Origin of the sequence: Methylotuvimicrobium sp. KM2, assembly GCF_038051925.1 — a bacterium.
Classification (GTDB): domain Bacteria; phylum Pseudomonadota; class Gammaproteobacteria; order Methylococcales; family Methylomonadaceae; genus Methylotuvimicrobium.
Map to the genome: position 1 here is coordinate 4,191,605 of NZ_CP150634.1, position 26,458 is coordinate 4,218,062.

The window sequence follows — 26,458 nt, forward strand, 5'->3', positions numbered from 1 at the left end:
TGTTACAGGGTCTCAGTATAAGCGATTTCTTCTTTTCTATTACCGCGCAATTTGTCGGCGATGCGTGCAAAAAATACATACAAACCGGGAATGACTATGACACCGAATATTGTGCCAAAAATCATGCCACCTGCGGCCGCCGAACCTATAGTATTATTTCCGATTTCACCGGCGCCCGATGCGAACATCAATGGAATGAGTCCGGCGACAAAGGCAAACGAAGTCATCAAAATGGGCCGCAGACGCAGAGCCGCGCCTTCGATGGCTGCTTCGAACGGTGATTTTCCAAGGCGATGTTTGATCGTGGCGAATTCAATGATCAAAATCGCATTCTTGCCCAGAATACCAATCAACATCACCATCGCGATTTGAGCATAGATATTGTTTTCAAGGCCCATGATCATCAGGAAAAACAAGGCGCCGAAGACGCCAATCGGCAAGCTTAGGATGACTGCCAGTGGTAGTAAGAAGCTTTCGTATTGTGCCGCCAACAATAAGTAGACGAAAATCAAACATACGAGAAAAATATAAATGGCTTGATTGCCTGCTTCAGCCTGATCCTTGGAAGAGCCGGCCCAGTCATAACCATAGCCTTTGGGAAGGCTTTGTGCGGCGACTTCTTTGATTGCGGTAATGGCATCACCGCTACTGTAACCAGGTGCCGGTTGTCCATTGATCATTGCCGACGGGTACATGTTATAGCGTGTGACTTGTTCGGGCCCATAAACCTTTTCTATGCTCAGAAAAGAGGAAAAAGGGACCATTTTTCCGGAATCGCTTTTAATGTAGAGTTTCAACAAGTCTTCCGGCTGCGCCCTATATTCGGGAAGCGCTTGAACCATGACTTTGTACATTTGCCCGAAACGAATAAAATTGGTCGCGTATTCACTACCAATGACGGTCTGGAGCGTGCTCATTGCGTTCTCGGTTGTAATGCCTTTTTGAGCGGCTTTATCCGTGTCGATCCGTAGTAAAAATTGCGGAAAACTGACATTCAATGTCGTAAATGCGTTCGTTATTTCAGGTCGAGCGTTGAGCTCATCGAGGAAGGCATTGGCCACATTTAGTAATTGCGCGAGGTCGTCAGAGCCTGTTTTGTCCAATAGTCTCATTTCAAAACCACTGGCATTTCCGTAGCCGGGCACGGGCGGAGGCGTAAAAAATTCAATATTGGCATCTTTGATATGCTTGGTTTTTTGTTCCAATAGGCCAATGATTTTCTTATCGGATGTCGATCTTTCCTCCCAATTTTTCAAGCTGATCAGATTCATGCCATAGACGGCGCCAGTACCTTCCGATAGCAAACTGAAGCCGGCAAGACTGGAAACGGAACTCACCCCATCTAATTCTAATGCGATACGCTGGACTTCATCGACGGCTTTTTCGGTGCGTTCAAGCGTTGCGCCTGCCGGAGCTGTGATGTTGGCGTAAATAGTGCCTTGGTCTTCTTCTGGGATAAAACCAGAGGGTACATAAGTGCCAAGCAAACCCGCCCCAAACGAAAATGCCAATAATACGGAAAAAGTGACAAGGTTTCTGTTCGCAATCAGGCTGATCAGTTTTTTGTATTTATCCGATAGCTTGTTATATCGGTGATTAAAACCAGCAAATAATTTTTGTAACCTTGATTGATGATGCTGATTTGCGTGATGAGTGTTTTTAAGAAAAAGACCGCATAATGCCGGAGTTAGGGTTAATGCGGTAATGCCCGAGAGTACGATCGAAATAGCCATTGTTAGCGAAAATTGCCGGTAAAAAATACCGGTTGGCCCTTCCATAAAGGCGACCGGTAAAAAAACCGCCGACATGACCAGCGTAATTGCGATAATTGCGCCGCTGATTTCGCGCATCGCTTGATCGGTCGCTTTGCGTGGGCCAATTCCTGAGCGCTCCATTTTGGCATGCACGGCTTCGATCACAACGATCGCATTGTCGACGACGATACCGATAGCTAGGACCAAGGCAAACAAAGTGATTAGATTAAGCGAGAAACCAATCAATTGCATGAAGAAAAACGTTCCGATCAAAGAAACCGGCACGGCGAGAATCGGTATCAGTGTCGAGCGAAAATCCTGTAGAAAGATAAACACCACAAGGGCGACGAGTACAAATGCCTCGAATAGGGTTTTGACGACTTCATGAATGGAGGCGTCCAAAAATTCGGAAACATCGTAACTGAGTGTGTAGTCCATCCCCGGAGGGAACGAATTCGATTTGATGCGAGCCATAGTCTCTTTGATGTCTTTGATAACATCATTGGCATTGCTACCGGGGCGCTGTTTCAAAATAATCGCGGCGGAAGGCTGTCCGTTTTCTTTGGATAACACGTCATAGTCCAATGAATCGAACTCAACGACGGCAACGTCTTTGACCCGCAATATTTCTCCGTCTTCTCGACTTCTCAGAACGATGTTTTCATAGGCTTCCTTGGTATTGAATTTACCGGTATATTTCAGAACGTATTGGAGCGTTTGTGCCTTTTTGCCCGAGCTTTCGCCGACTTTTCCGGGCGCCGCTTCTACGTTTTGCGTTTTCAGTTTTTCAACAATCTCATTTGCCGAAATGTTGTACATCAACATCTTGTCCGGTTTCAACCAGACTCGCATGGCGTATTCTCTGGAGCCCAAAATTTCGGCGAAACCGACGCCATCGATTCGCTTGAGTTCTTTCAAAACATTGATATCGGTAAAGTTATAGAGAAATTTTTCATCTAATAAAGGATCGGAACTCAGTATGTTGATATATAAAAGCATACTATTTTGGACCTTTTCCACGATGACCCCCGACTTAATGGCTTCTTCGGGCAACTCATCAAGAACGGCGGCAACTCGGTTTTGCACGTTGACTGAAGCGACTTCCGGATCGGTTCCCGCCTTGAAAATGATTTGAATCACACTGGTGCCATCGTTTCCGGATACCGAGGACATATAGGACATTCCGGGTACGCCGTTGATTGCCCTCTCCAGCGGGGTAACTACTGCTTTGACAACAGTTTCGGCATTGGCCCCAACGAATTTTGTCGTTACATTGACTTCAGGCGGAGCGATCTCCGGATATTGAGTGATGGGTAGTTGAAACAAGGACAATAAACCCAGCAAAGTAATTAGAATCGATATTACGATCGACAGTACCGGGCGATGAATGAATTTGCTCGTCATATGCGTTTCTATGGATAGAATTAAATATTATCGTGCGGTCATGACTGTATTTAAATCAACCAGAACGGTGTTGATTTTATTGCCGTCTCTAACATTTTCGACGCCTTCGAAGAGTATTTTTTCATCCTTGGACAAGCCGGATTCGATGACATAAAAATCATCCAGGCGCATTTGAAAGACGACATTTCTTTGTTCGGCAATGCCTTCGGCATTGATTACAAAAACATATAATTTGTCTTGAATTTCGAAAGTCGACTTTTGAGGTATCAATAAAGCTTGTTCGAGCGTTTTATCGACGACAACCTTGCCGCTGGCGCCATGCCTCAATAGACCTTCCGGATTTGGAAATCTTGCCCTAAATGCGATGTTACCGGTTTCGGGATCGAGCTCGCTTTCGATCATTTCAATTTTACCTATGTGTTCATAGAGTTGATGATTGGCGAGTTTAAGGCGGACGCTTTTCATTTCAGCCTCACCATGCATCGCATAGTTCAAGTATTCGATTTCGGATTGATTGAAGTAGGCGAAAATCTCGGTGTTGTCGGAGATCGACGTCAGCATGTCGCCCTCGTTGATAAGGCTGCCGACTTTATTCGGAATACGGTTGATCGTACCGGAGAAGGGGGCTCTGATTTTGGTAAATGAGATGTAAAGGGCTTCTTCTTCTTTTTTAGCCAACGCCTCTTCCACGTCAGCTCTCAATGCTTCGATTTTGGCCTTGGCAACATCGAGCTCGGTTTTCGAAATAATGTTCTTTTCAACCAACAGCTTTACATTGTTCAATTCAACTTCTGCCGCTTTCAAATCGGCAATCGCATTTTTATGAGCGGCAATAGCTTTTTTTAGGTCTTTTTCAAACTCGGATGCATCCAATGTAAACAGTAATTGATCTTTTTGAACTTCTTCTCCTTCGTCGACATGAATTTTTTGCAAATAACCTTTCAGTCGACTTCTCAGCTCGACATATTTAACCGAATGAATCTCGGCGACATACTCATGGCTGTAGGTCATGTCTTGGATTAGCGGAGAAACAATCTGATAAGTATCGGCCTTCAATTCTTCTTGAGGCGAGTTACAAGATAATACGATTAGGGAAATTGCAGTAAATAATAGTTTTTTGAAGCGCATCGGTGAAAAACTTACTTTTGTCAAGTGCATGTTTAATACTTGATAGCGAAACAGATGGAATGAAGCAACAATAGGTTCGATAAATTCAAACTATGTGTTCGCTCTTCGATTGCTCATACGATTCAATCCTAATAGAGTGATATACGGATTGGGTCTTTGGCATAAGGTTTTTTGTAAGGATATGAAAAATGATTTTTTTCGGTTTAACAATAAAGTTGATTAGCTTTTTGCCAAATTAAAGCAAAAAACTTTCCATTAGGGAATTGGGTTTTGTATTGAGATTGAAAATTAATCGATACATCGAAATATCAATAATAATTTCAATAATATAAATTCGAGACTCACTTTTAGCAGTGGGATGTGAAAAATGAATTAGACGAGTATCATGAGGCAGGGTGAACAATCAGCCCAGTTTCGTTTACGCTAATGCACTAAAACGATGCATTAATTTTAGTCATTACATGAGACATACAATCAAGATCATTACCCTGGAAAGGAATAAACCACGGCAATCTCGTCATTGTTGTCAATTGAATGTTTGTACAAATAATTCCAGGAGTCGATTGTTGCTTTCAACGACCAAGAATTAATCTACTTTAGTGTAAAGATAAATAAATTTGATTGCAACTTGAAGGTTCGCATTCAAGGCAATCAAAATATACCTATCGTAGATCAAAATTCGCCCCCTGCGCCGAGTTTTGATCTACAAATAACCGGGGCAAAGAAAAATTAAACGCCTAACATTGCTCTCTACCGGAGATCGGCCATTTGACACTTTATTTATTTCCAAGCTTTTTCAGGCCGCACCTGATTACTCCCTTTATATTCAAAAAATGGTTAACTTTATGAAAGTATGGGGTGTGGCTAGCGAGGATGTCGGCAGCAGGGATCGCTGCCGTCAAGCCCCCATGGACGGGTTCACGGCGGTCCTCGATAGACATATCCCATGCCTTTTTATTCTTAGACGGTTTTTCAATCAAAAAGGAGTAGGATAATTTAGGTGCTGGGTTTACGGCGTTCCTCGATAGACACATCCCATACCTTTTATTCTTAGACGGTTTTTCAATCAAAAGGGAGTAGCTTTACGTTATGCACTCAGGGAGATTAACAAAAAAAGCAGCACTCCCTCTCCAACTCGGGCTATCGATAGCTAGCGTGGGTAAGCAGCTATACTTCACGCTATCATGTTTGCAGTAGACGCTAAGGATTTGGTCATAAATAACTATCCTATTTCATGGGCAGTTCGGTTGCTCGATTGGCTGGTATCGGGGGCAAGGAATACCGCCGACAAGCCTTTGTCTGACACTCAGGCGCCTCCTCTGACGCTTCCGACATTTGAAGTGCAAAAGGTATATTTATCCTGGGTAATTTAGGTGCTGGGTTCACGGCGTCCTGTCAAGTGAACCACCGAACCCTCGACAAATCACAAAACACCAGGAAGTTATTAATCGCGAAATCCTAAATCATCTTACCCAGAACCGTCACCATCGACGCGAATTCGAGAATATTGCACGCCGACCTTCGATTCATGAGATCGATCAAACCTTTTTTACAAATTCCGATTTCAATTTCATCGCGCCTATGCCGTCGATTTTACAATCGATGTCGTGATCGCCTTCGACCAACCGGATATTTTTAACCTTTGTGCCGACTTTAACGACAAGGGACGAGCCTTTTACCTTGAGGTCCTTGATCACCGAAATCGTATCGCCATCCTGCAATACGTTGCCATTGGCATCTTTGATTATCCGGTCTTCGTTTCCGGTGCCACCGCCCTCCGAGTCTTGCGGCCATTCATACCCGCACTCCGGACAAATGTACATGCTTCCATCGATATAAGTGTATTCAGAGTTGCACTGCGGACAATTGGGTAATTCGCTCATCTTCGTATTGTATTTATTTGATTATTTTGGCTGGCAGTCTGTTGAAAAAGAACTCGACAGGTTCGTCTTTATCTTCGGGCTGCCTTTTTGATTGAAAAAACGGCTGATAATCAAAAGATCAAGGGGTATGTTTGCCAACATTTTCGTCAAACATACCACATACCTAATGATCATGCGGATACTCTCACCACTTCGGTAATGAAAGTACCCGGACCGATTAAGGATTAGAAAATACGATCACGAATTAACACAAATCCGTAATCGAGAAATGCTTTGCGGCACTATCCTTTAGGCCCTAAAACATCATCGGGATCACCCTCATAAGGCGTGGCATAGCTACATTCCTTTTGCGGACACACTTTTTCGGCACCTCGACGCTTGGTGTTTTTTAGCGTCAAAATAGGCCAATTACATTCCGGGCAATTTTCTTGAACCGGGGCATTCCAGATTGCATAGCTGCATTTCGGATACTCTGAACAGGAATAAAAAATTTTGCCGTTTCTGGATTTACGCTTAAGCAAATTGCCTTTTTTGCATTGCGGGCATTCGACGCCGGTATCGACCGGCTTTTCGAGCGGCTCGATGTGTTTGCATTTCGGGTAAGCGCTGCAGCCGATAAATTTACCGTAACGTCCGGTTTTAATTACCAACGGCGACTCACACTTCGGACAAACGCGCCCTTCGACGACTTCAGGCTCGGACGATTTACTGGCGTCTTCGTTCAAATTGCGCGTATAGGAACAATCGGGATAATTGGTGCAACCGATAAAGCGCCCATTCCGCCCCAGCCTAATCGACAAAGGACTGCCGCATTCCGGACATTTTTCATCAATCGCCTCTTGCGTGACATCCTTGCGCTGTACGCTTTCTTCTTTTTCATGAATCAGCGTATTGAAAGGTTCCCAGAAAGAGCGCATCAATGGAATCCAGTCTTTTTCACCTCGCGAAACTGCGTCGAGCTCATCTTCGAGGTTCGCGGTGAAATCATAGTCGACGTATTTATTGAAATGCTCGGTCAAAAATTTATTGACGATACGGCCCACATCGGTCGGATAAAAGCGCTTGCTTTCCAACGTAACGTAATCCCGGTTTTGTAATGTCGAGATAATCGATGCATAGGTCGAAGGCCGACCGATACCGAATTCTTCGAGCGCCTTAACCAAACTGGCCTCGCTGTAGCGCGGCGGCGGTTCTGTAAAATGCTGACCGGCGATGATATCGTTGAGCGGAACCGGGCGCCCTTCTTCGAGAGACGGTAAAAAATTCTCTTTGTCATCACCTTCGGCATTATCATCCTTGCCTTCCAGGTACACGGCCATGAAGCCTGGATCGGCGATCGTCGAACCTGTTGCCCGAAATACATTACGGTCGCTACCGCAATGCAGATCCACCGCTACGGTATTAATCGTCGCATGAACCATTTGGCTCGAGATCGTACGTTTCCAAATCAAATCATAAAGCTTGAATTGTTCGGAACTCAAAAATTTTTGCAACTCGACCGGAATGCGTCTCGCCGAAGTCGGGCGAATCGCTTCGTGCGCTTCTTGGGCGTTTTTCGATTTAGTCTTGTAATCGCGCGGACTCTTCGGCACATTCTTAGCCCCGTATTTTTCCGCGATCAATTCGCGAATTTCGGCAATCGCTTCGGCAGCGAGATTAACCGAATCGGTACGCATATAGGTGATCAAACCAACCGTCTCGCCTCCGATATCGATGCCTTCGTACAACTGTTGCGCAACCATCATCGTGCGCTTGGTCGTAAAGCCGAGTTTACGCGCGGCTTCTTGCTGTAACGTCGACGTAATGAACGGCGGCGCGGGATTACGTTTACGCTGTTTTTTTTCGACTTTCGCGACCAACAGTTTGCCGTCGGCAGCATCGAACAAGGTTTGCTTGACTTGTAGCGCACGCTCCTCATTGTCTATCGTGAATTGCTCGACTTTTTCACCTTCGAAATGAGTCAACTTAGCCTTGAAAGCTTGCTCTTCAGCACTCAATTCGGCATCGATCGTCCAATATTCGCGGCTTTTGAATGCTTCGATTTCCAATTCGCGCTCGACGATCAAGCGCAACGCGGGGCTTTGCACGCGCCCGGCCGAAAGGCCTCTGCGGATTTTTTTCCACAACAGCGGCGACAGATTAAAGCCCACCAAGTAATCCAGGGCACGACGAGCTTGCTGGGCATTAATTAAATCGATCGACAGCTCGGCCGGGTTTGCAATCGCCTCGGTAACGGCTTTTTTGGTGATCTCATGAAAGACGACGCGATGAACCGGTTTATCCTTTAGCAGTTTTTTATCCTTGAGCAATTCGTATAAATGCCAGGAGATCGCCTCGCCTTCCCTATCCGGGTCAGTTGCCAGATACAGCGCTTGAGCTTGCTTGATAGCCTTTGTTATCGCTTGAACATGGCGCTGATTCCGATCGATGACTTCATATTTCATCGCGAAGTCATGTTCGGGATCGACCGCGCCTTCTTTCGGGACTAGGTCGCGAACATGACCATAGGAGGCTAGAACATGGAAGTCCTTGCCTAGATACTTTTCAATGGTTTTAGCTTTTGCAGGCGATTCTACAATAACGAGATTATTACTCATTCAGTTAGGAAAATACGATTAGTGTAAGTAAGCCGGGATGAGATCATAGACAATGTCCTCCATTCTTGAGAATGCGATTTCTTCGTCGGGCTGACTGAGCAACACCATCAGTACGATCCATTTCAATTTTTCCAATGAAATTTCTTCATTTTCCAAGGCCATCGCGCGATCGATTACGATTTCGCGGTTGGCATGCGATAAAATGCCGCTGTGTTCAATGAACATCAGAAAATTACGGCATTCCAAATCCAGTTTTTCTTGTTCCTGACTGGAAAAAATCCGAAATGCGGTCGGCACCGTCGGCGTAATCTGTCCTTGCAGGCTAAGCGATTCGAGCCAATCAAAAGCCTTGACCACTTCGACTTGATCGAATCCCGCTTCTTCCAGCTCTGTTTTTATCAACTCGTTATCCGGCAGGATATCGATCTCATCTTCCATATAGTTTTCAAACAGATACATAATTACATCAAAAATATTTTCTTTCATAGCGGGTCTTCTTTAAATAAAGTTTCTATACGGAACCCTTCACTCCGCGAGAGGGATTCCTTTTTGGAATCGATCCGATTCCTCCGTTTTCAAAGCCTGTGTCGGCAAAAAACGGCGGCACTTCTTATACTAAGTCGTCATGCTGCGTTTATTTAACTCGGGTATAACAGCCACCTGAAACGGATTCTACGTATCCTTGAAGCTCCAAAACCAGCAACATCGACGAAATGACTTCGACCGGTAGCCCGGTATTTTCCACTAAACTATCAACGGAAGTGGGACTGAACATAATTAGATTCAATAATGTTTGCTGCTCAAGGTCAAGCGTTGTTTGTCTCAATTCCGTAAAAATATCCCTATCTATATGATTATAAAAATTTAATTCTTCAAGGATATCGCGGGCGGTTTCCACCAGTTTAGCTCCCTCCCGAATCAAAGCGTTACATCCTCTTGCCAAGGGATTATGAATCGAACCCGGAATCGCGAACACTTCGCGGTTCTGCTCCAAAGCCATGCGCGCAGTAATTAAAGAGCCGCTTTGCTTGGCTGCCTCCACTACCAGTAGCCCGATACATAAACCGCTGATAATTCGGTTTCGTCTAGGAAAATGATCGGCTTTCGCCCCGGTTCCGGGAGGAAACTCTGAAATCATTGCGCCATGATTAACAATTTCAGTCGCCAGTGCTCTATGACGCGCCGGATACACTCGATCTAGGCCGGTTCCCGCTACGGCAATCGTGTAACCTTGAGCTTGCAAGGCTCCTTTATGCCCGGCGGCATCGATACCCAAAGCCAATCCGCTGGTGATCACAAAGCCCTCTCTTGCCAAGGCTTTAGCAAATTCGGCGGCGGTGTCGACACCTAAATGGGAAGGGTTTCGACTACCAACGATAGCGATTTGAGGAAGCGCCAAAATATCCGGATTTCCTCTAATAAACAATAATGGCGGCGGATCGGCGATTTCCTTTAACTGCGGTGGATAACAAGGGTCGGCTAAAGTCACCGCCAAATGTCCAGGTTGCTCCAACCAACGCAAATCCTGCTCTACCCTGGTCCAATCGGGATTCCGTATCGATTGAACGACCGAATCCTTTAACCCGAGAGCGGCCAATCCACTGCTTGACTCGGAAAACAATTGCTGAGGAGTATGACTGTCGAGCGTTTTAAGAAACGACCGACAGCCGAAACCCGGCGTGCGCAATAAAGCAAGCCAGTATTTGATATCGGAGGAAATTTGAAAATTTTTCAGGGGGTTTGAACTTTATCTAAGACATGAATCGCTTGACGCGCATCCATTACCAACGCATAACTAATCCGATCGAAGGTTCGGAAAATCATCAAGGTTCCGGCCAACTCATTGGGTAGTTGAATCGTATCGTTCCTTATTTTACTAAAAGGATCTCGAACGGATTTCCCTTTCTTGTAAATATCGAGCACATGCCCGACTTTCAGGCCATCCGATGCTCCCTTATCGATAGCAACGACATTATAGCGCCCAATTTGAGTAACGCCATCCAGCACACTAATAATACTACCTTGTATTTCGGATTCCGGCGACTTAGGGAAGTAATGCAGGGTAAAATCGCCTTCTTGGTGCGGCATTAGCCTGTCGCCCATGCGAATCTCGCTGGTCGAACGCGTAACAAGCAGCGTTGCGGGATCGCCGGGCTCTTGTAGCGTCGTATTTGCAACAAACTTCGCTTCATACCCCAAAACTTCTTTGGTCTCGGCACTGACGAAAGTATCGCCTTTACGATAAATCGTATAGGTCAAGCTTTCCGGCTTTTCGATCGCACGAACATAAACACGATCGCCCGGGCCCGCGACTAGATGTTCGCCTGCGAAATCGATGACGTAAGGCGAATTTTCCAAATCATCCTGCCCAACCACGCGCGGCGAGGCCAAATATTTGGCGATTTTTTCGGAAGGAATTAACTCGATCGCATCAATGAGATCCATTTCACGAATGCGAGGATAGAGCTTAACTTCTCTTGACGAGCCTGAATTGCCGAGAAATCCTGACGGAGACAAACTTAAGCGTGGCTTACCACCGGCTTCGGAAAAATAAATGGTATCGCCCGGATAAATCAAATGCGGGTTATCGATTTGCGGATTACCTTCCCAAATTAAAGGCCATTGATGAGGTTTTCGCAAAAACCTTCCCGAAATCTCCCACAATGTATCGCCCTTAACTACCGTGTATTGGTCCGGGTGAGAAGGATTGACCTCTATTTCCTGCGCCCAACCGGGGACGATAACTGCTAACGAAACGATCAATCCAAAAATTTGTCGAAAAGCCATAGAGAGTTCCTGAAACGAGAGTTCCGGTAATATTATGCGGTCTGAATTCAAAGTTTAGATGAATTCATATAAAATTCCAGAATTGTAATATGATAGTGGAGAAATTGTTGAGCATTCTAACTATACTCGAGTTCCCTGATGAGCGCTTGCGTAAAAAGGCGGCTCCGGTCGAAACGGTCGATGCCGATATCGGAAAACTCGTCGACGATATGTTCGAAACCATGTACGAAGCTCGCGGCGTCGGCTTGGCCGCGACTCAAGTCAACGTTCACAAGCGGGTCATTGTAATTGACGTCAGCGAGGAGAAGAAATCTCCGCTTTGTCTAATCAATCCTGAAATCCTTGCCAAGGACGGCATCGAAGAAACCGAAGAAGGCTGTTTGTCGGTCCCCGGTTTTTTCGAAACAGTCAAACGCGCCGAACACATTAAAGTCCGCGCCCTCAATCGCGACGGTGAATCATTTGAATTCGAAGCCGAGGATCTGTTGGCGGTCTGTGTGCAACATGAAATGGATCACCTGGAAGGCAAGTTGTTCGTCGATTATATTTCGCCGCTGAAACGCCAAATGATTAAAAAGAAACTGAATAAAATTCATCGATTGGAACAAAAAGCCTCATGAAAATCGTTTTCGCCGGCACCCCTGAATTTGCCGTGCCTACGCTACGCATGCTGATTGACTCAAACCATCAAATTTGCGCTGTTTATACTCAACCCGACCGCCCCGCAGGGCGCGGACGGCAATTGAAACCCAGCCCTGTCAAGGAACTGGCAATGCAATCCGGAATTCCGGTTTTACAACCGGAATCTCTGAAATCCGACCACGACTTTCAACAACTAGCCGCGCTCGAACCGGGTTTGCTGATCGTGGTCGCCTACGGCATGCTTCTGCCGCAACGGGTACTGGATTTGCCGACATTCGGCTGCATCAACGTACACGCTTCGTTACTACCGCGTTGGCGCGGCGCGGCGCCGATTCAAAGAGCCTTGATCGCCGGCGACGAAAAAACCGGTGTCACGATCATGCACATGGCGCTCAAATTGGATGCCGGTGACATGCTGCACAAAGAGGAATATCGCATTACAACCAAAGACACGGCGGGCGATCTGCACGACAAATTAGCCAAACTCGGCGCAATCGGCATGAGCAAAGTATTACCGGATATTGAAAACAATACGCTACATCCGGAAAAACAAGATGAAAGCCAAGTCACTTATGCCGCGAAACTCGAAAAAAACGAAGCGAATCTAGATTGGAACGAGTCTGCCGAACAATTGGATCTAAAAATCAGAGGCTTCAATCCGTGGCCGGTCGCGCAAACGCACTATAAAGATCAAGTTTTACGCATTTGGTTAGCCGAACCGCTCAGCGATCAAACCGATGCGAAACCGGGTACGCTACTTAAAAACGGCAAATACCTTGAGGTCGCCACCGGCAACGGTTTACTGCGCCTGCTTGAAGTCCAACTGCCCGGCGGCAAACGTATATCCGCCTCCGCCTTCATGAATGCGCACGATGTAGCCGCGCAAAGCCTGGGTTAATCTTCCGTGAACCTAAGAAATCTCTCGGCCCGGATTGTGAGCCGGGTATTGAAGGAAGGCCAATCGCTAACCGCAGCCCTCGAACAATCGACCGGCACGATCGAGTCGGCCAATGACAAGGCTTTCGTTCAAGCGCTATGCTATGGTGTCATTCGTGAATTTTACAGGCTCGACTTTCTGCTCGGACAATTATTGAATAAACCGATTAAAGACGATGAAATCAAAACCTTAGCCATTATCGGTCTTTATCAGCTCGAATACATGCGCGTTAAAGCCCATGCCGCGGTTTCCGAAACGGTTTCGGCCGCCCCGCGAAAAAAGTCTTGGGCAAAACCGCTGCTCAACGCCATCATGAGAAACTATCAAAGACACAGAGATGAATTACAATCGCTGGCCGACAACGACCCAGTAGCCGCAAACAATCATCCGCAGTGGCTAATCGATACGATCAGCTCAAATTGGCCGGAACAAGCCGGGCACTTATTGGCCGAAAACAATCTTCAGGCACCAATGACTCTGCGCGTCAATTCAGCACGCATCGGTCGAACCGAGTATAAAGAGCTACTAGCCGCCGCCCAACTCGGTGCAATCGAGACTTCCGAGTGCCCTTCCTCGCTTACCCTTGAGCGGCCGGTCCCGGTCGAACAATTGCCTGGATTTTCCGAAGGATTGGTTTCGGTACAAGACCTTGCCGCCCAATTTTCGGCCGGATTACTAGACCTGAAACCGAACCAACGAGTACTTGATGTCTGTGCGGCCCCCGGTGGCAAATCGGCACATATTCTTGAAATGCAAGCAAATTTATCGGGGCTAACGGCAATCGACATCGATGCCAATCGCATGCAAAAAGTCCGCGATACTTTGCGGCGCTTAAGGCTCGATGCCGAATGCATTGTCGCGGACGCTTCGCAACCGAACGACTGGTGGGACGGCGTTCCGTACGACCGAATCCTACTCGATGCGCCGTGCTCGGCACTTGGGGTAATCCGCCGACATCCGGACATAAAATTACTGCGCAAACCCGGCGACATAGGGCCACTAAAACAACTTCAGAAAAAAATCCTCGAAGCCATATGGCCTTTGTTAGCTCCGGGCGGCATACTAGTTTATGCGACGTGTTCGATTTTGAAGGAAGAAAATGAACTGCAAATCCAAAGGTTTTTAAATCATCATCAAGATGCCACGGAATGGTCTATTGATGGCAATTGGGGAACGGCAAGACCCCATGGCCGGCAAATACTGACCGGTAGCCAGGCAATGGACGGATTTTATTATGCGCGTATTCGAAAGCACTAACCGTCTACTATCGATAGGCTTATGGATCGCGCTACTCGCCAGCCTACTGGCTCGACCGGCTTTTCTTCACGCGGACGAATCGAAGATTGAAATCCGAAGCATCGACTTCGCATTGAGAGACGGCCATTATTACTTATCCGCAGATATCCACTATGAATTGACTCAAACCGCTCGCGAAGCACTGCAAAAAGGCATTCCTTTATACTGGGACGTGTTGATTAAAGTCGTTCGCGAACGCGCTTGGCTTTGGAACAAAACCCTGGTTGACTTCAAAATTCGTTACCGCATCCAATATCACGCCTTGTTGAACAATTATCGAGTCACTAATATCAGCTCCTCGGACAGCACGAGTTATGCGTCGCTTTCCACGGCATTAGCCGGTATGTCGAAGATCCGTAATATTGCCGTACTTACTGAAGGCGATATCGCCGAGGACGAGAGCTATCATGTCGGCGTCAAGACTCGTTTCGACCGCGAAGCGCTACCTTTGCCATTACGCCCCGCCGCATACATCAACCCGCAGTGGTATTTATCAAGCGATTGGTTGCAATGGCCCGTGCAAAGATGAGATTTCCCCTTGCCCCGTTAATTGCGGTGCTATTCGGACTGGTTTTGCTGTCTTTGCAATTAATGAGTTCGGCAACCCAAGAATCCTCGCAACTCAACGAGATGTATTCATCGTTGCTGGTTATCAATGCACTGGGCTCGATCGTATTGCTGGGGTTGATCGGGGTCAACATCGCCTCGCTTACCCAACAGCTCAAAAAACGCGAGGCTGGATCCAAGCTAACGATTCGCATGGTCTCGCTGTTCGTGCTTTTGGCGCTGGCGCCCGCCGGCATCGTTTTTTTCTTTTCGATGCAGTTTTTGCATCAGGGTATCGATAGTTGGTTCAATGTCGAAATCGACCGAGCGATGGAAGACTCGCTCGAACTCAGCCAAGCCTCTCTTGACCAACGGATGCGCTGGCATTTACGGCAGACTCAGCAACTCGTCGACCAACTGTACGAAACCAAGTCCGAAACGCAACGCATGGACGACCTGGAAAAAATACGCGCCCAAGCAGGTGCAGCAGAAATGACCTTGTTTTCCAGGCAAGGCCGCATCATCGCATCGAGCAGCATCAACCCCGGCGATATTCTCCCGCATCTTCCCGACGAACATGCCTGGCTGGACGTGCGTCGCAACGACCACTATGTCGCGATCGACTCAACCAAGGAAGAGCAACTGCGTGTACATGTCATCGTCACTGTCAGCACTCAAGACATTCAGTATCTTCAAGCATTGTACCCGGTTCCGCTTAGAATCATGGACCTAGCCGATTCGGTCGAATTCGCGTTCGTGCGTTACCAGGAAATGAATTTTCTACGGGATTCGTTGAAACTAAGTTTTTCGCTTGCTTTATCGCTGGTATTGTTAATGAGCCTATTAGCGGCGATCTGGGTTGCATTTATCAGCATCAGAAACATCGTCGCGCCGGTCAAGGAGTTGGTCAAAGGCACGCAAGCTATCGCGGCGGGCCATTACAACCAACAGCTTCCGGTACTAACCCAGGACGACTTGGGGTTTCTGGTTATATCGTTCAACGACATGGCCCAACGTATCGCCAAGGCCCGCGATGAAACCCGTCTGGCCGGCATCGAAGTGGAGAATCAACGCGCTTATCTGGAAACGATTCTAGCCAACCTGACGGCCGGCGTGATAAGTTTTGACCAGGATTTTAGAATCCGCACGGCCAACCAGGCCGCCTACCGTATCTTTCATCTACAAGTCAGCGGATTTTACGGGCAAACTTTGTTGGACTTGTCAACAGAGCACTCGGATTTAGCCGATCCTTTGCGAAAAATTCAACATTTGCTTGAAAATGCCGAGGATATTTGGGAGCAACGCATCGCCTTCCTGGGTCCCAACGGCCTGCAAGAACTGTTATGCAGAGGAACCCCGCTCTACTCGCCCGAAGGCCGTAGCATAGGAGCTGTCGTCGTGTTCGACGATGTCACCGACCTAATACAAGCGCAAAAAAATGCCGCGTGGGGTGAAGTCGCCCGGCGCCTGGCTCACGAAATCAAAAATCCGCTAACGCCAATACAACTATCGGCCGAACGCCTGCAACACAAGCTCGCCAATGAATTGCAACCAAAATCGCTTGCGATATTACAGCGCTCCACCGAAACCATCGTCCAGCAAGTCGAAGCGATGAAAGAAATGGTGGATGATTTCTCCGAGTATGCCAGAGTCTCTAAAAAGCAAACCGAGCACATCAACCTGCCGTCGCTAATACAGGAAGTTCTAGCCCTTTACGCCTCACAGGGCGGCGAGAAATTCACAACTTCGGTCGAAGAAGAGATTATGATGATCAACGCTGACCGAATCAGTATTCGACAGGTTCTGCACAACCTGATAAAAAACGCCTTAGAAGCCACTGAAAAAAACGGCAACGTAAAAATCACAGTGTCTAACCGATTTAAAAATAATGCCCGGTTCGTCGAAATGGCTGTTCATGATGACGGCCCGGGCATTAAAGAAGAACATTTGGATAAAATATTCGAACCTTATGTGACAACCAAGGCAAAAGGTACCGGCTTAGGACTCGCCATCGTCAAAAAAATTATCGAGGAACACGGCGGAGCCATTTGGATCGATACAGGTTATAAAGCCGGGGCGGGCTTCGTGATCCAACTCCCAGCCGTATAACGCTATTACTTACTTAAATTATGAATGCAAAAGCAGCACACATCTTAGTGGTCGACGACGAACCGGATATTCGTCGACTGGTTCATGAAATCCTGGAAGACGAAGGCTACGAAGTCAGCACCGCTGAAAACGCAGGCCAAGCTAGGCGATTAAAGAACGAAAAAAACCCGGATTTGATCTTACTGGATATCTGGATGCCCGACACAGACGGGATAACGCTCCTTAAGGAATGGATCGCCGAAGGCGGTTTTGCCTCGCCGGTAGTGATGATGTCCGGTCACGGCTCAGTCGAATCCGCCGTTGAAGCCACGCGACTAGGCGCTTACGACTACCTGGAAAAACCGTTGTCTCTGGCCAAATTATTGTTGATCGTCGAGCGGGCACTTGAATCGCGTCAATTGCAAACCGAACTGCCTGTTCCGAAGGCATACCAAACATTGGATTTCGAACCGGTCGGGAAAAGCGCAACGATTGCCCGAATTAAAGAACAACTGAAGCGTCTCGCGCAACACGATACCCGCGTGCTGTTCGTCGGCGATGCCGGTGTCGGTAAAGAACTCTATGCGCGTTATCTACATAACAATAGCGTACGACGGGACTGGCCGTTTGTCGACGTCGCGGTCGGTAGTCTTTCCCCTGAAAACTCGGTAATCGAATTTTTCGGCAAGGAAGAAAACGGAAAAGTGATGCCGGGGTTGCTGGAACAGGCTCACGGCGGAACCTTGTTCCTTTCGGAAATCGCCGGCATGGACAAGGAATCGCAATTAAGACTACTCAGCGCATTGGAATCTCGATCCTTTTTGCGTAGCGGAGGCATCCAATCGGTCAGCGTCGACGTCAGGATCGTCACCTCGACCCGAGTCTCGCTCGAAGAAGAAGTCAAGGCAGGCAGGTTTCGACGGGATTTGTATTATTTGCTCAACGAAGTCACGATGGAAATTCCGCCGCTACGCGAACACAGCGAGGACGTACCGGCTCTGCTCGGGTTCTATGTCGATCATTTCATGAATCAGGAAAAGCTGCCGTTTCGAAAATTTTCGATGGCGGCCCAAAATTATTTAAGGAATTACAGTTGGCCCGGCAATGTGCGCGAACTGAAAAACCTGGTTCAACGCTTGATGATACTCGGCGTCGGCGACGATATGGAACTCGAAGAAGTCAAGGGCGCATTGGGCGCTGTAGTCGAACAAACCAGCAGCAACTCGTCGGTGCCGGAGTTTTATAACTTACCGTTGAAAGAGGCACGAGAACACTTCGAAAAAGCTTATCTCGAATACCATTTCGAAAAATCCGGCGGCAGTGTCGCCAAACTCGCCTCGATCATTGGCATGGAACGGACGCATTTATACCGTAAATTACACGCATTGAATATTAAGTTATAGAAAAATAAAAGCCTAGAGCAAGGCTGCGCATAGGATAACCTTCAGAAACGATAAATAAACTTGAAAAAATCTAGCGCATCTAGTAACATTCCCAGTCTTTTATTGGGTCCTAACAGAATAAACAGTAACGATGAAAACTTTTAGTGCAAAGCCAGCAGAAGTTAAGCGCGATTGGTACGTAGTTGATGCAGAAGGGAAGACGCTAGGTCGCCTTGCCACTGAAATTGCACGCCGTCTGCGCGGAAAACACAAACCCGAATACACACCTCACGTCGATACCGGCGACTATATCATTGTCGTTAACGCTGAAAAAATCGCAGTGACCGGCAATAAAGAAAAAGACAAGATGTATTACCGCCACACAGGCTATATCGGTAATATGAAAGCCGTTAACTTAGGCAAACTCAGACAAACCTTCCCGGACCGTATTATCAATACAGCCGTGCAAGGCATGTTACCAAAAAATCCATTGGGCCGCGCAATGTTCAAGAAATTGAAAGTTTATGCGGGTCCTGAACACGATCATCAGGCTCAACAGCCGAAAGTTTTAGAAATTTAAGCGGGTAGATCATGGCAGCAGCTCAGTATTATGGAACAGGCCGTCGTAAAAGCGCTATAGCGCGCGTTTACGCAACCTCCGGAACCGGTAAAATCACTATCAACAGTCAAAGCATCGAGCAATATTTCGGACGGAAAACCGACCAAATGATTTCTCGGCAACCGCTAGAATGCGTTGATATGACCGACAAATTCGATGTCAATGTCATCGTCAAAGGCGGCGGACCTTCCGGTCAAGCCGGTGCAATACGTCACGGACTTGCCCGGGCATTGATGGAATACGACGAAGCGCTGCGCCCTTCCCTTAGAAAAGCAGGATACGTCACTCGCGACGCACGCGTAGTAGAACGTAAAAAAGTTGGCTTGCATAAAGCCAGAAAACGTCCTCAATACTCCAAACGTTAATCGCTCACCCGATTATCGAACCAATAAAGGCTGTATTCATCGAATACGGCCTTTTTTATGTCCGACATCGAGACGCCGGGACCATGCGCGGTGAATAGTGAATAGTGAATAGTGAATAGTGAATAGTGAATAGTGAATAGTGAATAGTGAAATGATGCGACACTTCATGCGCTTGTCAAGTCCTATTTTCCCCTTTCCCCTTTCACTATTTCTGCTCCCCGCCGCCGGCAAACAAATCGTAAGCAGGATTAGCGGTTTGTTCCGCATACTCGAACCCTAAACGATCCAGGCACGCCTCAAACGCGTAGCGCTCGGTATTCGGCATTTGCAACCCGATCAACACCCGCCCGAAAGCCGCACCATGATTGCGGTAATGAAACAAACTGATATTCCAGCGCCCGCCCAAGGCCGTCAAAAACTTCAGCAAGGCGCCGGGACGTTCGGGAAACTGCAGACTGTAGACCACCTCATTCAGCGCCCGCGGCGCATGACCGCCGACCATATAGCGAATATGCTCCTTAGCCAAATCGTTCGCAGTCATGTCGACGACAAAAAAACCTTCAGCTTCGAGACATCTAATTAAATCCGTTTTATCGAAATCATCGCCGCTCGTCGAAAGACCGACGAATACATTAGCTTTCTTTGTATCAAAATAACGGTAATTAAATTCTGTGACATTACGACTGCCGAGCATTTTACAAAAACGCAAAAAACTGCCAGGCATTTCGGGGATTTCGACAGCCAACAAAATCTCCCGATGCTCGCCGACCTGAGCCCGTTCGGCGACATAGCGCAAGCGATCAAAATTGATGTTCGCGCCGCTTTCGATCGCGATCAGCGTTTGATCGGCGATTTTTCGGGTTTCGGCATATTTTTTCAAACCGGCCAAGGCCAATGCGCCGGCAGGCTCGGCAACCGAACGGGTATCGTCGAAAATATCCTTGATCGCCGCACAAATTTCATCGGTATTGACCGTGACGACCTCATCGACCGTATGCCGCAAGATTCTAAACGGTTCCTCGCCGACCTGCTTGACCGCGACTCCATCGATAAACAGACCGACTTGTTTAAGCACAACCCGCTTGTTCGCCTTCAAAGCCTGGTTCAGACAATCGGCATCGTCAGGCTCGACACCGATCAACTTGACCTCGGGGCGTACGAATTTGATATAGGCCGCAATGCCGGCAAACAAACCGCCGCCGCCGACCGGTACGAACACCGCATCGAGCGCACCGTTTTTCTGCCGTAAAATCTCCATTCCGATCGTACCCTGCCCGGCAATAACCTCGATATCATCATACGGATGAATGAAGGCCATATTTTTCTCGGTGGCGATTTCTCTTGCCCGCCCATAAGCCTCGTCATAGGAATCGCCGAACAAAACGATCCGAGCACCTCGTGCTCGCACCGAGTTAATTTTAATTTCGGGCGTCGTTTGCGGCATCACTATCAACGCATCGATACCAAGCATCTGAGCCGAAAGAGCCACGCCTTGCGCATGATTGCCGGCCGATGCCGCGATCACGCCATTAGCCTTAGCTTGCTCGCTTAACGTCGCAATCTTGTTGTACGCGCCGCGTAATTTAAACGAAAAGACCGGCTGCAAATCCTCACGCTTCAAATAAACATCGTTTCTGAGGCGCTTAGACAAGTTCGGCGCATAATCCAACGGCGTTTCTTCCGCGACCTCGTAGACACGGGCTCTTAATATTTTTTCGATATACGGGCTTAACATACTTAAAAAACGGATGAGCTCTCGAATTAGATGCGTTATTATCACACATTAACAATAACCACTAACCTGAAAATAAAAACTATGACACAAGACGAACTTAAACAAAAAGTAGCCTACGCGGCCCTTGATTACGTTAAAGGCGTTTCGATTGTCGGCGTCGGAACCGGGTCGACCGTATTTCACTTCATTAATGGCCTAGCCGAAATGAAATCGGGCATCGAAGGCGCGGTATCCAGCTCCGAGGCCACAACGGCTCACCTAAAAAAAATGGGCATTCCGGTACTGGATTTGAATGATGTCGGCACGCTCGAGGTCTATGTGGACGGCGCGGATGAAATCGATCCGAATAAAAAATTGATCAAAGGCGGCGGCGCCGCACTGACCCGCGAAAAAATCATCGCCGGCGCCAGTAAGCAATTCGTTTGCATAGCAGACGGCTCCAAACGCGTCGACGTGCTCGGCAAATTCCCGCTACCGGTCGAAGTCATTCCAATGGCAAGAAGTTACGTCGCTAGAGAAATAGTTAAACTGGGCGGCCAACCGGTCTGGCGTGAAAACTGCGTGACCGACAACAGCGGCCATATTCTCGATGTGCATAACCTAAACATCGTCGACCCAAGCGAACTGGAAAAAACTATTAACAACATTCCAGGCGTCATCACGGTCGGCATTTTCTCGCTACGTCCGGCCGACATCGTGCTGGTCAGCGAAGGCGAAGAAATCATTACTTTCTAAGCGATTCTTCGGGCGACGAATCAAATTTCATATCGTTCGCCGCCCGAAATTCTCCAATGCTTTGGATAGACGACAATAATCAACTACTCCCTTTATACTCAAAAATTAGTTAACTTTATGAAGGTATGGGGTGTGGCTAACGAGGATGTCGACAGCAGGGATCGCTGCCGTCAAGCCCCCATGGATGGGTTTACGGCGGTCCTCGATAGACACATCCCATACCTTTTATTCTTAGACGGTTTTTCAACCAAAAGGGAGTAACCCAAAAAATTAATAAATTCTAATCCATGCATTGCGCCATTGATTACGTTAGAATCAAACTTCACTCGCATTCAACAGAACCCTGCTGTATGCGGCTGCCTCTAACACACGATAGGAGCGCATTATGAAAACCAAACCCTTACTAATTCTAACGACCCTTATCGCTATAACTGGTTGTGGTAATTCCGACGATACGGCAAAAGTCGAAAAGCCCGACACCTCAACCAAACCGATCAAAAAATCCGTTTCCGAAGCCGCCGAATCCGTAAAGGAAATCACCAGAGAAGCCGCGGAAGCGGCGCAAGAGAAAACGAAAGAAGCATTGGAAAAAGCCGACGAGACAAGGTCTCAAGCCGTCGAGGAAATAAAAGAATCGGCCGAATCGGCTGCCGAAAGCGCCTCTGAGGCAGTCGATGCGACCAAAGAAGCCATGGAAGATGCCGCCGAAAAAGCCAAGGAAGCAGCCCAACCCGCCCTTGATAGCCTGAAGGAATCCACATCGAAGGTAATCGAAGAAATCAAACCGGATGACGGCGATAAGGCCGAGTAAGCCTCGCTATCGACAAACATCTGCGCACAAGGATGTGCCGATACCGATCATCGAAACACACCCAACTGTTAAGGCACATTAAAGCCTAAAGTCAGCATAACTTAATGGCAGCGGCCAACCGCCTTCAAACAAACACCGCCAACAACAAAACCAATGCGGCAAGCGCCGCGCGCCAGCGCACATCGTTCTCGACTTGTTTTTGTTCGGCCAAATCGCCGCCCCGCAAGGCTTCCAAAAGTAGCTCGCTACCGGTCAACCGATGGTAGTGCAAACCGGCTTCGGCGCTTAGCTGTTGTAAATAGGCCTCATGCAAATAACTCAGGTGTTCGTTACCGGCCACGGCCTCGCTACCGAAGGGAGCATTGCGGGCGTTGTAGCCCTCGATTTTTTCAGGATTCAAGTTGGACAGACCGAAAGTCGAACGATGCGGCACATCATCGGCCTTATAAAACCCCTCCCGCTCGCCCCGACTGTTGTATTTCGGTATCGGCGCCGGCTCCATACCGCCGACACCGACCAGCAAACCTTTCAAGGAGTCCTTAACACCTGAAAAATCTGACCTATAGCGCGGGTTGGTCGGCGGCGCTTCCTGTCCATCGGTCATGAACACCAAACGGCTGCCGCTATCTCGGCGCATTTCCAAGGTATTCAACAATCCCTTGGCGATACGGCTGTCGGCGGCCCAGGCCATGCGCCAATCCAACGCAGCAATCGCGGCATCGATCTCGGCAAACCCCGAACACACCTCGACCGGTTCAAACAAAACCGTCGAGCGCCGCTCGGTGAAAACGCCCAATCCGACTTTCGATTCGCACGGCAACTTCAGCAACAAGTCGCGCAAGCTTTGTTTAACGAACTCTAAACGGCTCACCGCTTGGCCGTTTACCTGGTAATCCTCGACATTCATACTGCGCGTGATATCGATGACGAAGGTCAAGTCATAAACCGGGCTTTTACGTTGTTCGCTAGGATGAATAAACAACAAGGCAAGCGCAATAACGGCCGCGGCCAAACACCAAAACCGGTAATCCTTGAAGATTTGTCGTGAATACATAGTCTCTTTATTGGTACTTTTGGGTTGTCAGTACTGACCCTTCGCTGTTTCCGATACTCCGGTTTGGGAAAGCCTTCATGCAAGCTCTTTGCCTGGGAACGAGCGAATACAAGCTATTCCCCTTGCTCCTTGCTCCTTGCTCCTTGCTCCTTGCTTCTTGCCCCTTTCCTCTTTCACAACCATCCACTCACTGCTAACTACTAACCCAATCATGGCAAACCGCGAGGAAATCCCGGCACCGTCGTCCATAGCTTCGACTTTTTGCTCTCAGGCCCGTCATCGCCGATGTTGACGCGGTTCATTTCGGGCAATAGCCGCATGGCGACTTCGAGATTGTATTTCGCATCCCAAAAGCCGCTATTCAAGACCAGGGCCTGACGATAGCTTTGCTTGGCAAGCCCGGCCAGCGGTAAAGCTTCATTGAAATTTAACGCTTCAGTTTGCTCGACCGCTTGCGCCAGATACAAATTACCGAGGTTGTAACGGGTTTTCATTTGCAGTTCCGGCCCGCCCTGGTCGATAATCAAATTCAAGGTCGCCAATGCCTCGTCGTAACGGTGCATTTGCCGTAGATAAATCGCGCGGGCCAGGCGAACTTGCGGCTGCGCGCCGATCACCTTGTCGATGGCGATATCATGCCCCGACAGCAATTTTGCTATCCATTCGTTTTCGCGTTCGATTCGATTTAAAGTCCAGAGCTGGACAATGACCGACAGACAACTGGCGGCAAACAGCGTCCAACCCACACCTTGCCGTAACGACACCTTCATCTTCGTACCTCGCAACTTTTCAAAGCCAATAGCAACAACAATAAAATGAAGGCCCAGCGATAACATAACCCGGATAAATCCTGCTTCGGAATCCGTTCGAAATAATGCAGCGGCCGGTTTTCCAGGGTATTAATATCGGCTATCGCCTTTTGCACCGCATCGGGGTTTTCGGCTTCGTAAGCCTGATACGGCACATTGAGACTTTTAAAAAACAAATGTAGATAACGCTCCGGCATCGCATCGCTGTTATCGTTTCGAGAATCTTCGGGCACATCGAATATGCCGGGGCTGTTTTCGGTACGCAAAAACACCCAATACAAGCGGATTTGCTGCTGCTTGATCAACTGTCTCAAGGCCTGCTCGCTGTCGGGGTCGATCGCCGCCGCACCATCCGAAATCAACAATAAAATACGGGAGCCGGTCAACGGCTGTTGTTCGAAAAATGACGCGGCCAGACTCAATCCTTTGCTGATGTTGGTATAAGCCAAAGCCGGCGCAGACGTCGCTGCAATCGCCGCCTGCACGGCCTGTTTGTTTTCGGTCAGCGGCATCACGAACAACGGAGAGGTACTGAAAGCCGTAACGCCGATGCGGTCATGCTTGCGTTTTTCGACGAACTCGGTCAACAAGCGCCGGGCCGTTGCCGATTTCGATTCGTTCGAACCGTCCGGCGCCCTGCCGGCAAACGTATCGTCCATGCTGCGGCTTCGGTCGAGCAACAACACGATATGCGCACCTCGCCCGATGCGCTCGACTTTTTGTTCCTTCAAATACACGCCGGATAACCCGAGAGATAACGCCGCGACAACCGACATTCCGGTGATGCGTAAGAACAGCGCCAACAAACCGGACAGCCAGTCGGCAGGAACGATCGCGAGCCATGAATAGGCCGACGGCGCCGCGCCGGTCTTGAGCAACGGAAACACGATCAACACCAACCCGGCCAAGGCCCAGGGCGTTTCGAAAGCGATATCGCTCACCGTCCGCCTCGCTCGACTTCACGGCATGATCGGCATAGACGTTCTATCTTGCCGAAATCGTCCCGACCGATGTCGCCGTAATCGGCGAAAAAAAAGCGATTGGACAGATCGAAAAAATCATTCAACTCACCGGCTAATTGACGATAATCGGGTTGGTTTCGATAAAACTCATTCAGCTTGTGTTGAAACAAAGGTTTGCGGTTCAATGTGTTAAGTGCATGATGAACCACGCTCAAGGCCGTTGCGAGATCCCGTTCAGGCAAGCGCGCTAATTGCCGCTGGGCCCGCTTGAAAATACCGCGTCTCGGCAAGCCCGGCAGATAGCCGTAAAGATAGGTTAGATAAAGCACACTCAGCGCGACGACAAATAGACTCGCAAACAGTCGCCACTTCGCCTCGCGATTCGACAATCGGCTCGGCGGCGCATCGGGGCGCATATATTCGCCGCCGTCGTCTTTTCGGACCGCCAATTCGCGTAACGGCGAAATCGTGAAATGCCAATCCGGCACGGCTTGCTCTATCGTTTGCGCTCCTTGTTTGAATTGCACGGAAAATCCCGGAATCGTCAGCATCTTGACTTCGAGCGGCGCATAAAAAACCTGATAACGGATATCGATGATATGACGCATACCCTGCCCGGTCTTGCTTTGCGCATGCTCGACCCGGTTGACCGTTAGCCACCGATTCAATTCTCCCGGCTTCGGCAGTGTATTGTTGTTCAATTCGACGCCGGCGCGCGTATCGATAACGATACGATGAGCGATTTCATCGCCGATGACATAACCGAACGGCTTCGGCGTCAAAAATTCGAAGCGACTAACCGATTGTTGCAGCGGTCCGGAACAACCGCTAATCAAGACGCCCAGTAACAACGTCAACCTCAGTATGCATTCCCACGCGGAGCACTCATCGTTATTCATTAGTTGTAGATACCCTCTTGTAAAC

22 protein-coding genes are annotated in these 26,458 nt (G+C 48.3%); 10 read left to right on the top strand and 12 right to left on the bottom strand.

Annotated features, from left to right (window positions below; all coding sequences use genetic code 11):
• Positions 1-2: 2 nt before the first annotated feature.
• The 7 genes from WJM45_RS17720 to WJM45_RS17750 all read right to left on the bottom strand — a co-directional run bounded on the left by WJM45_RS17720 (position 3) and on the right by WJM45_RS17750 (position 11,553).
• The gene (locus WJM45_RS17720) at positions 3-3,158 is read right to left on the bottom strand and encodes an efflux RND transporter permease subunit (protein WP_341326361.1); all 3,156 of its coding nucleotides are present in this window, start codon (positions 3,156-3,158) and stop codon (positions 3-5) included.
• 27 nt (positions 3,159-3,185) lie between these two features.
• Positions 3,186-4,316 carry an efflux RND transporter periplasmic adaptor subunit gene (locus WJM45_RS17725; protein ID WP_341326362.1) on the bottom strand — a complete coding sequence of 377 codons (1,131 nt, stop codon included), beginning with the start codon at positions 4,314-4,316 and terminating at the stop codon, positions 3,186-3,188.
• A 1,508-nt stretch (positions 4,317-5,824) separates the two neighbouring features.
• On the bottom strand, positions 5,825-6,169 hold the full coding sequence (locus WJM45_RS17730; protein ID WP_341326363.1) for a zinc ribbon domain-containing protein YjdM: 345 nt from the start codon (positions 6,167-6,169) through the stop codon (positions 5,825-5,827).
• A 281-nt stretch (positions 6,170-6,450) separates the two neighbouring features.
• Positions 6,451-8,766, bottom strand: a complete 2,316-nt coding sequence (gene topA / locus WJM45_RS17735) for a type I DNA topoisomerase (RefSeq protein ID WP_341326364.1) — start codon at positions 8,764-8,766, stop codon at positions 6,451-6,453.
• 18 nt (positions 8,767-8,784) lie between these two features.
• Positions 8,785-9,252 carry a DUF494 domain-containing protein gene (locus WJM45_RS17740; RefSeq protein WP_014149843.1) on the bottom strand — a complete coding sequence of 156 codons (468 nt, stop codon included), beginning with the start codon at positions 9,250-9,252 and terminating at the stop codon, positions 8,785-8,787.
• A 148-nt stretch (positions 9,253-9,400) separates the two neighbouring features.
• Positions 9,401-10,453, bottom strand: coding sequence for a DNA-processing protein DprA (gene dprA / locus WJM45_RS17745; RefSeq protein WP_341326365.1), 1,053 nt, complete (start codon positions 10,451-10,453; stop codon positions 9,401-9,403).
• A 44-nt stretch (positions 10,454-10,497) separates the two neighbouring features.
• Positions 10,498-11,553 carry a LysM peptidoglycan-binding domain-containing protein gene (locus WJM45_RS17750; RefSeq protein WP_341326366.1) on the bottom strand — a complete coding sequence of 352 codons (1,056 nt, stop codon included), beginning with the start codon at positions 11,551-11,553 and terminating at the stop codon, positions 10,498-10,500.
• Positions 11,554-11,660: 107 nt separating this feature from the next.
• On the opposite strand from WJM45_RS17750, the gene def reads away from it, so the two are divergent.
• The 8 genes from def (at position 11,661) to rpsI (ending at position 19,428) form a co-directional block, all read left to right on the top strand.
• Positions 11,661-12,173 carry a peptide deformylase gene (gene def, locus WJM45_RS17755; RefSeq protein ID WP_341326367.1) on the top strand — a complete coding sequence of 171 codons (513 nt, stop codon included), beginning with the start codon at positions 11,661-11,663 and terminating at the stop codon, positions 12,171-12,173.
• Positions 12,170-13,093 (top strand): methionyl-tRNA formyltransferase, encoded by a 924-nt coding sequence (gene fmt / locus WJM45_RS17760; RefSeq protein ID WP_341326368.1) that lies wholly within the window; start codon positions 12,170-12,172, stop codon positions 13,091-13,093. Before def ends, fmt begins: the two co-directional genes overlap by 4 nt.
• A 6-nt stretch (positions 13,094-13,099) precedes the next feature.
• Positions 13,100-14,389, top strand: coding sequence for a 16S rRNA (cytosine(967)-C(5))-methyltransferase RsmB (gene rsmB / locus WJM45_RS17765; RefSeq protein ID WP_341326369.1), 1,290 nt, complete (start codon positions 13,100-13,102; stop codon positions 14,387-14,389).
• Positions 14,367-14,957 (top strand): DUF4390 domain-containing protein, encoded by a 591-nt coding sequence (locus WJM45_RS17770; RefSeq protein ID WP_341326370.1) that lies wholly within the window; start codon positions 14,367-14,369, stop codon positions 14,955-14,957. Before rsmB ends, WJM45_RS17770 begins: the two co-directional genes overlap by 23 nt.
• The gene (locus WJM45_RS17775) at positions 14,939-17,083 is read left to right on the top strand and encodes an ATP-binding protein (RefSeq protein WP_341326371.1); all 2,145 of its coding nucleotides are present in this window, start codon (positions 14,939-14,941) and stop codon (positions 17,081-17,083) included. Before WJM45_RS17770 ends, WJM45_RS17775 begins: the two co-directional genes overlap by 19 nt.
• A gap of 20 nt (positions 17,084-17,103) precedes the next feature.
• Positions 17,104-18,465: a sigma-54 dependent transcriptional regulator gene (locus tag WJM45_RS17780; protein WP_341326372.1), complete on the top strand. Its 1,362-nt coding sequence runs from the start codon at positions 17,104-17,106 to the stop codon at positions 18,463-18,465.
• A gap of 130 nt (positions 18,466-18,595) precedes the next feature.
• Positions 18,596-19,024 (top strand): 50S ribosomal protein L13, encoded by a 429-nt coding sequence (rplM, locus tag WJM45_RS17785; RefSeq protein WP_017842220.1) that lies wholly within the window; start codon positions 18,596-18,598, stop codon positions 19,022-19,024.
• An 11-nt stretch (positions 19,025-19,035) separates the two neighbouring features.
• A complete protein-coding gene (gene rpsI, locus WJM45_RS17790) occupies positions 19,036-19,428 on the top strand; it encodes a 30S ribosomal protein S9 (RefSeq protein WP_341326373.1) in 393 nt (130 codons plus the stop codon).
• A gap of 205 nt (positions 19,429-19,633) precedes the next feature.
• Here the strand turns inward: rpsI and ilvA are convergent, their stop codons facing one another.
• Positions 19,634-21,163 (bottom strand): threonine ammonia-lyase, biosynthetic, encoded by a 1,530-nt coding sequence (gene ilvA, locus WJM45_RS17795; RefSeq protein WP_341326374.1) that lies wholly within the window; start codon positions 21,161-21,163, stop codon positions 19,634-19,636.
• Positions 21,164-21,244: 81 nt separating this feature from the next.
• Here ilvA and rpiA point away from each other — a divergent pair, with 81 nt between their 5' ends.
• On the top strand, positions 21,245-21,898 hold the full coding sequence (gene rpiA, locus WJM45_RS17800; protein WP_341326375.1) for a ribose-5-phosphate isomerase RpiA: 654 nt from the start codon (positions 21,245-21,247) through the stop codon (positions 21,896-21,898).
• A 385-nt stretch (positions 21,899-22,283) separates the two neighbouring features.
• Positions 22,284-22,709, top strand: a complete 426-nt coding sequence (locus WJM45_RS17805) for a hypothetical protein (RefSeq protein WP_341326376.1) — start codon at positions 22,284-22,286, stop codon at positions 22,707-22,709.
• A 124-nt stretch (positions 22,710-22,833) separates the two neighbouring features.
• Here the strand turns inward: WJM45_RS17805 and WJM45_RS17810 are convergent, their stop codons facing one another.
• The 4 genes from WJM45_RS17810 to WJM45_RS17825 all read right to left on the bottom strand — a co-directional run bounded on the left by WJM45_RS17810 (position 22,834) and on the right by WJM45_RS17825 (position 26,433).
• On the bottom strand, positions 22,834-23,763 hold the full coding sequence (locus WJM45_RS17810) for a vWA domain-containing protein (protein ID WP_341326377.1): 930 nt from the start codon (positions 23,761-23,763) through the stop codon (positions 22,834-22,836).
• Between the two features lie 209 nt (positions 23,764-23,972).
• Positions 23,973-24,533 (bottom strand): MxaK protein, encoded by a 561-nt coding sequence (locus WJM45_RS17815; RefSeq protein ID WP_341326378.1) that lies wholly within the window; start codon positions 24,531-24,533, stop codon positions 23,973-23,975.
• A complete protein-coding gene (locus WJM45_RS17820) occupies positions 24,530-25,513 on the bottom strand; it encodes a vWA domain-containing protein (protein WP_341326379.1) in 984 nt (327 codons plus the stop codon). Before WJM45_RS17820 ends, WJM45_RS17815 begins: the two co-directional genes overlap by 4 nt.
• Positions 25,510-26,433, bottom strand: a complete 924-nt coding sequence (locus WJM45_RS17825; protein WP_341326380.1) for a nonribosomal peptide synthetase MxaA — start codon at positions 26,431-26,433, stop codon at positions 25,510-25,512. The genes WJM45_RS17820 and WJM45_RS17825 overlap by 4 nt, the downstream gene beginning before the upstream one ends.
• Positions 26,434-26,458 lie beyond the last annotated feature (25 nt).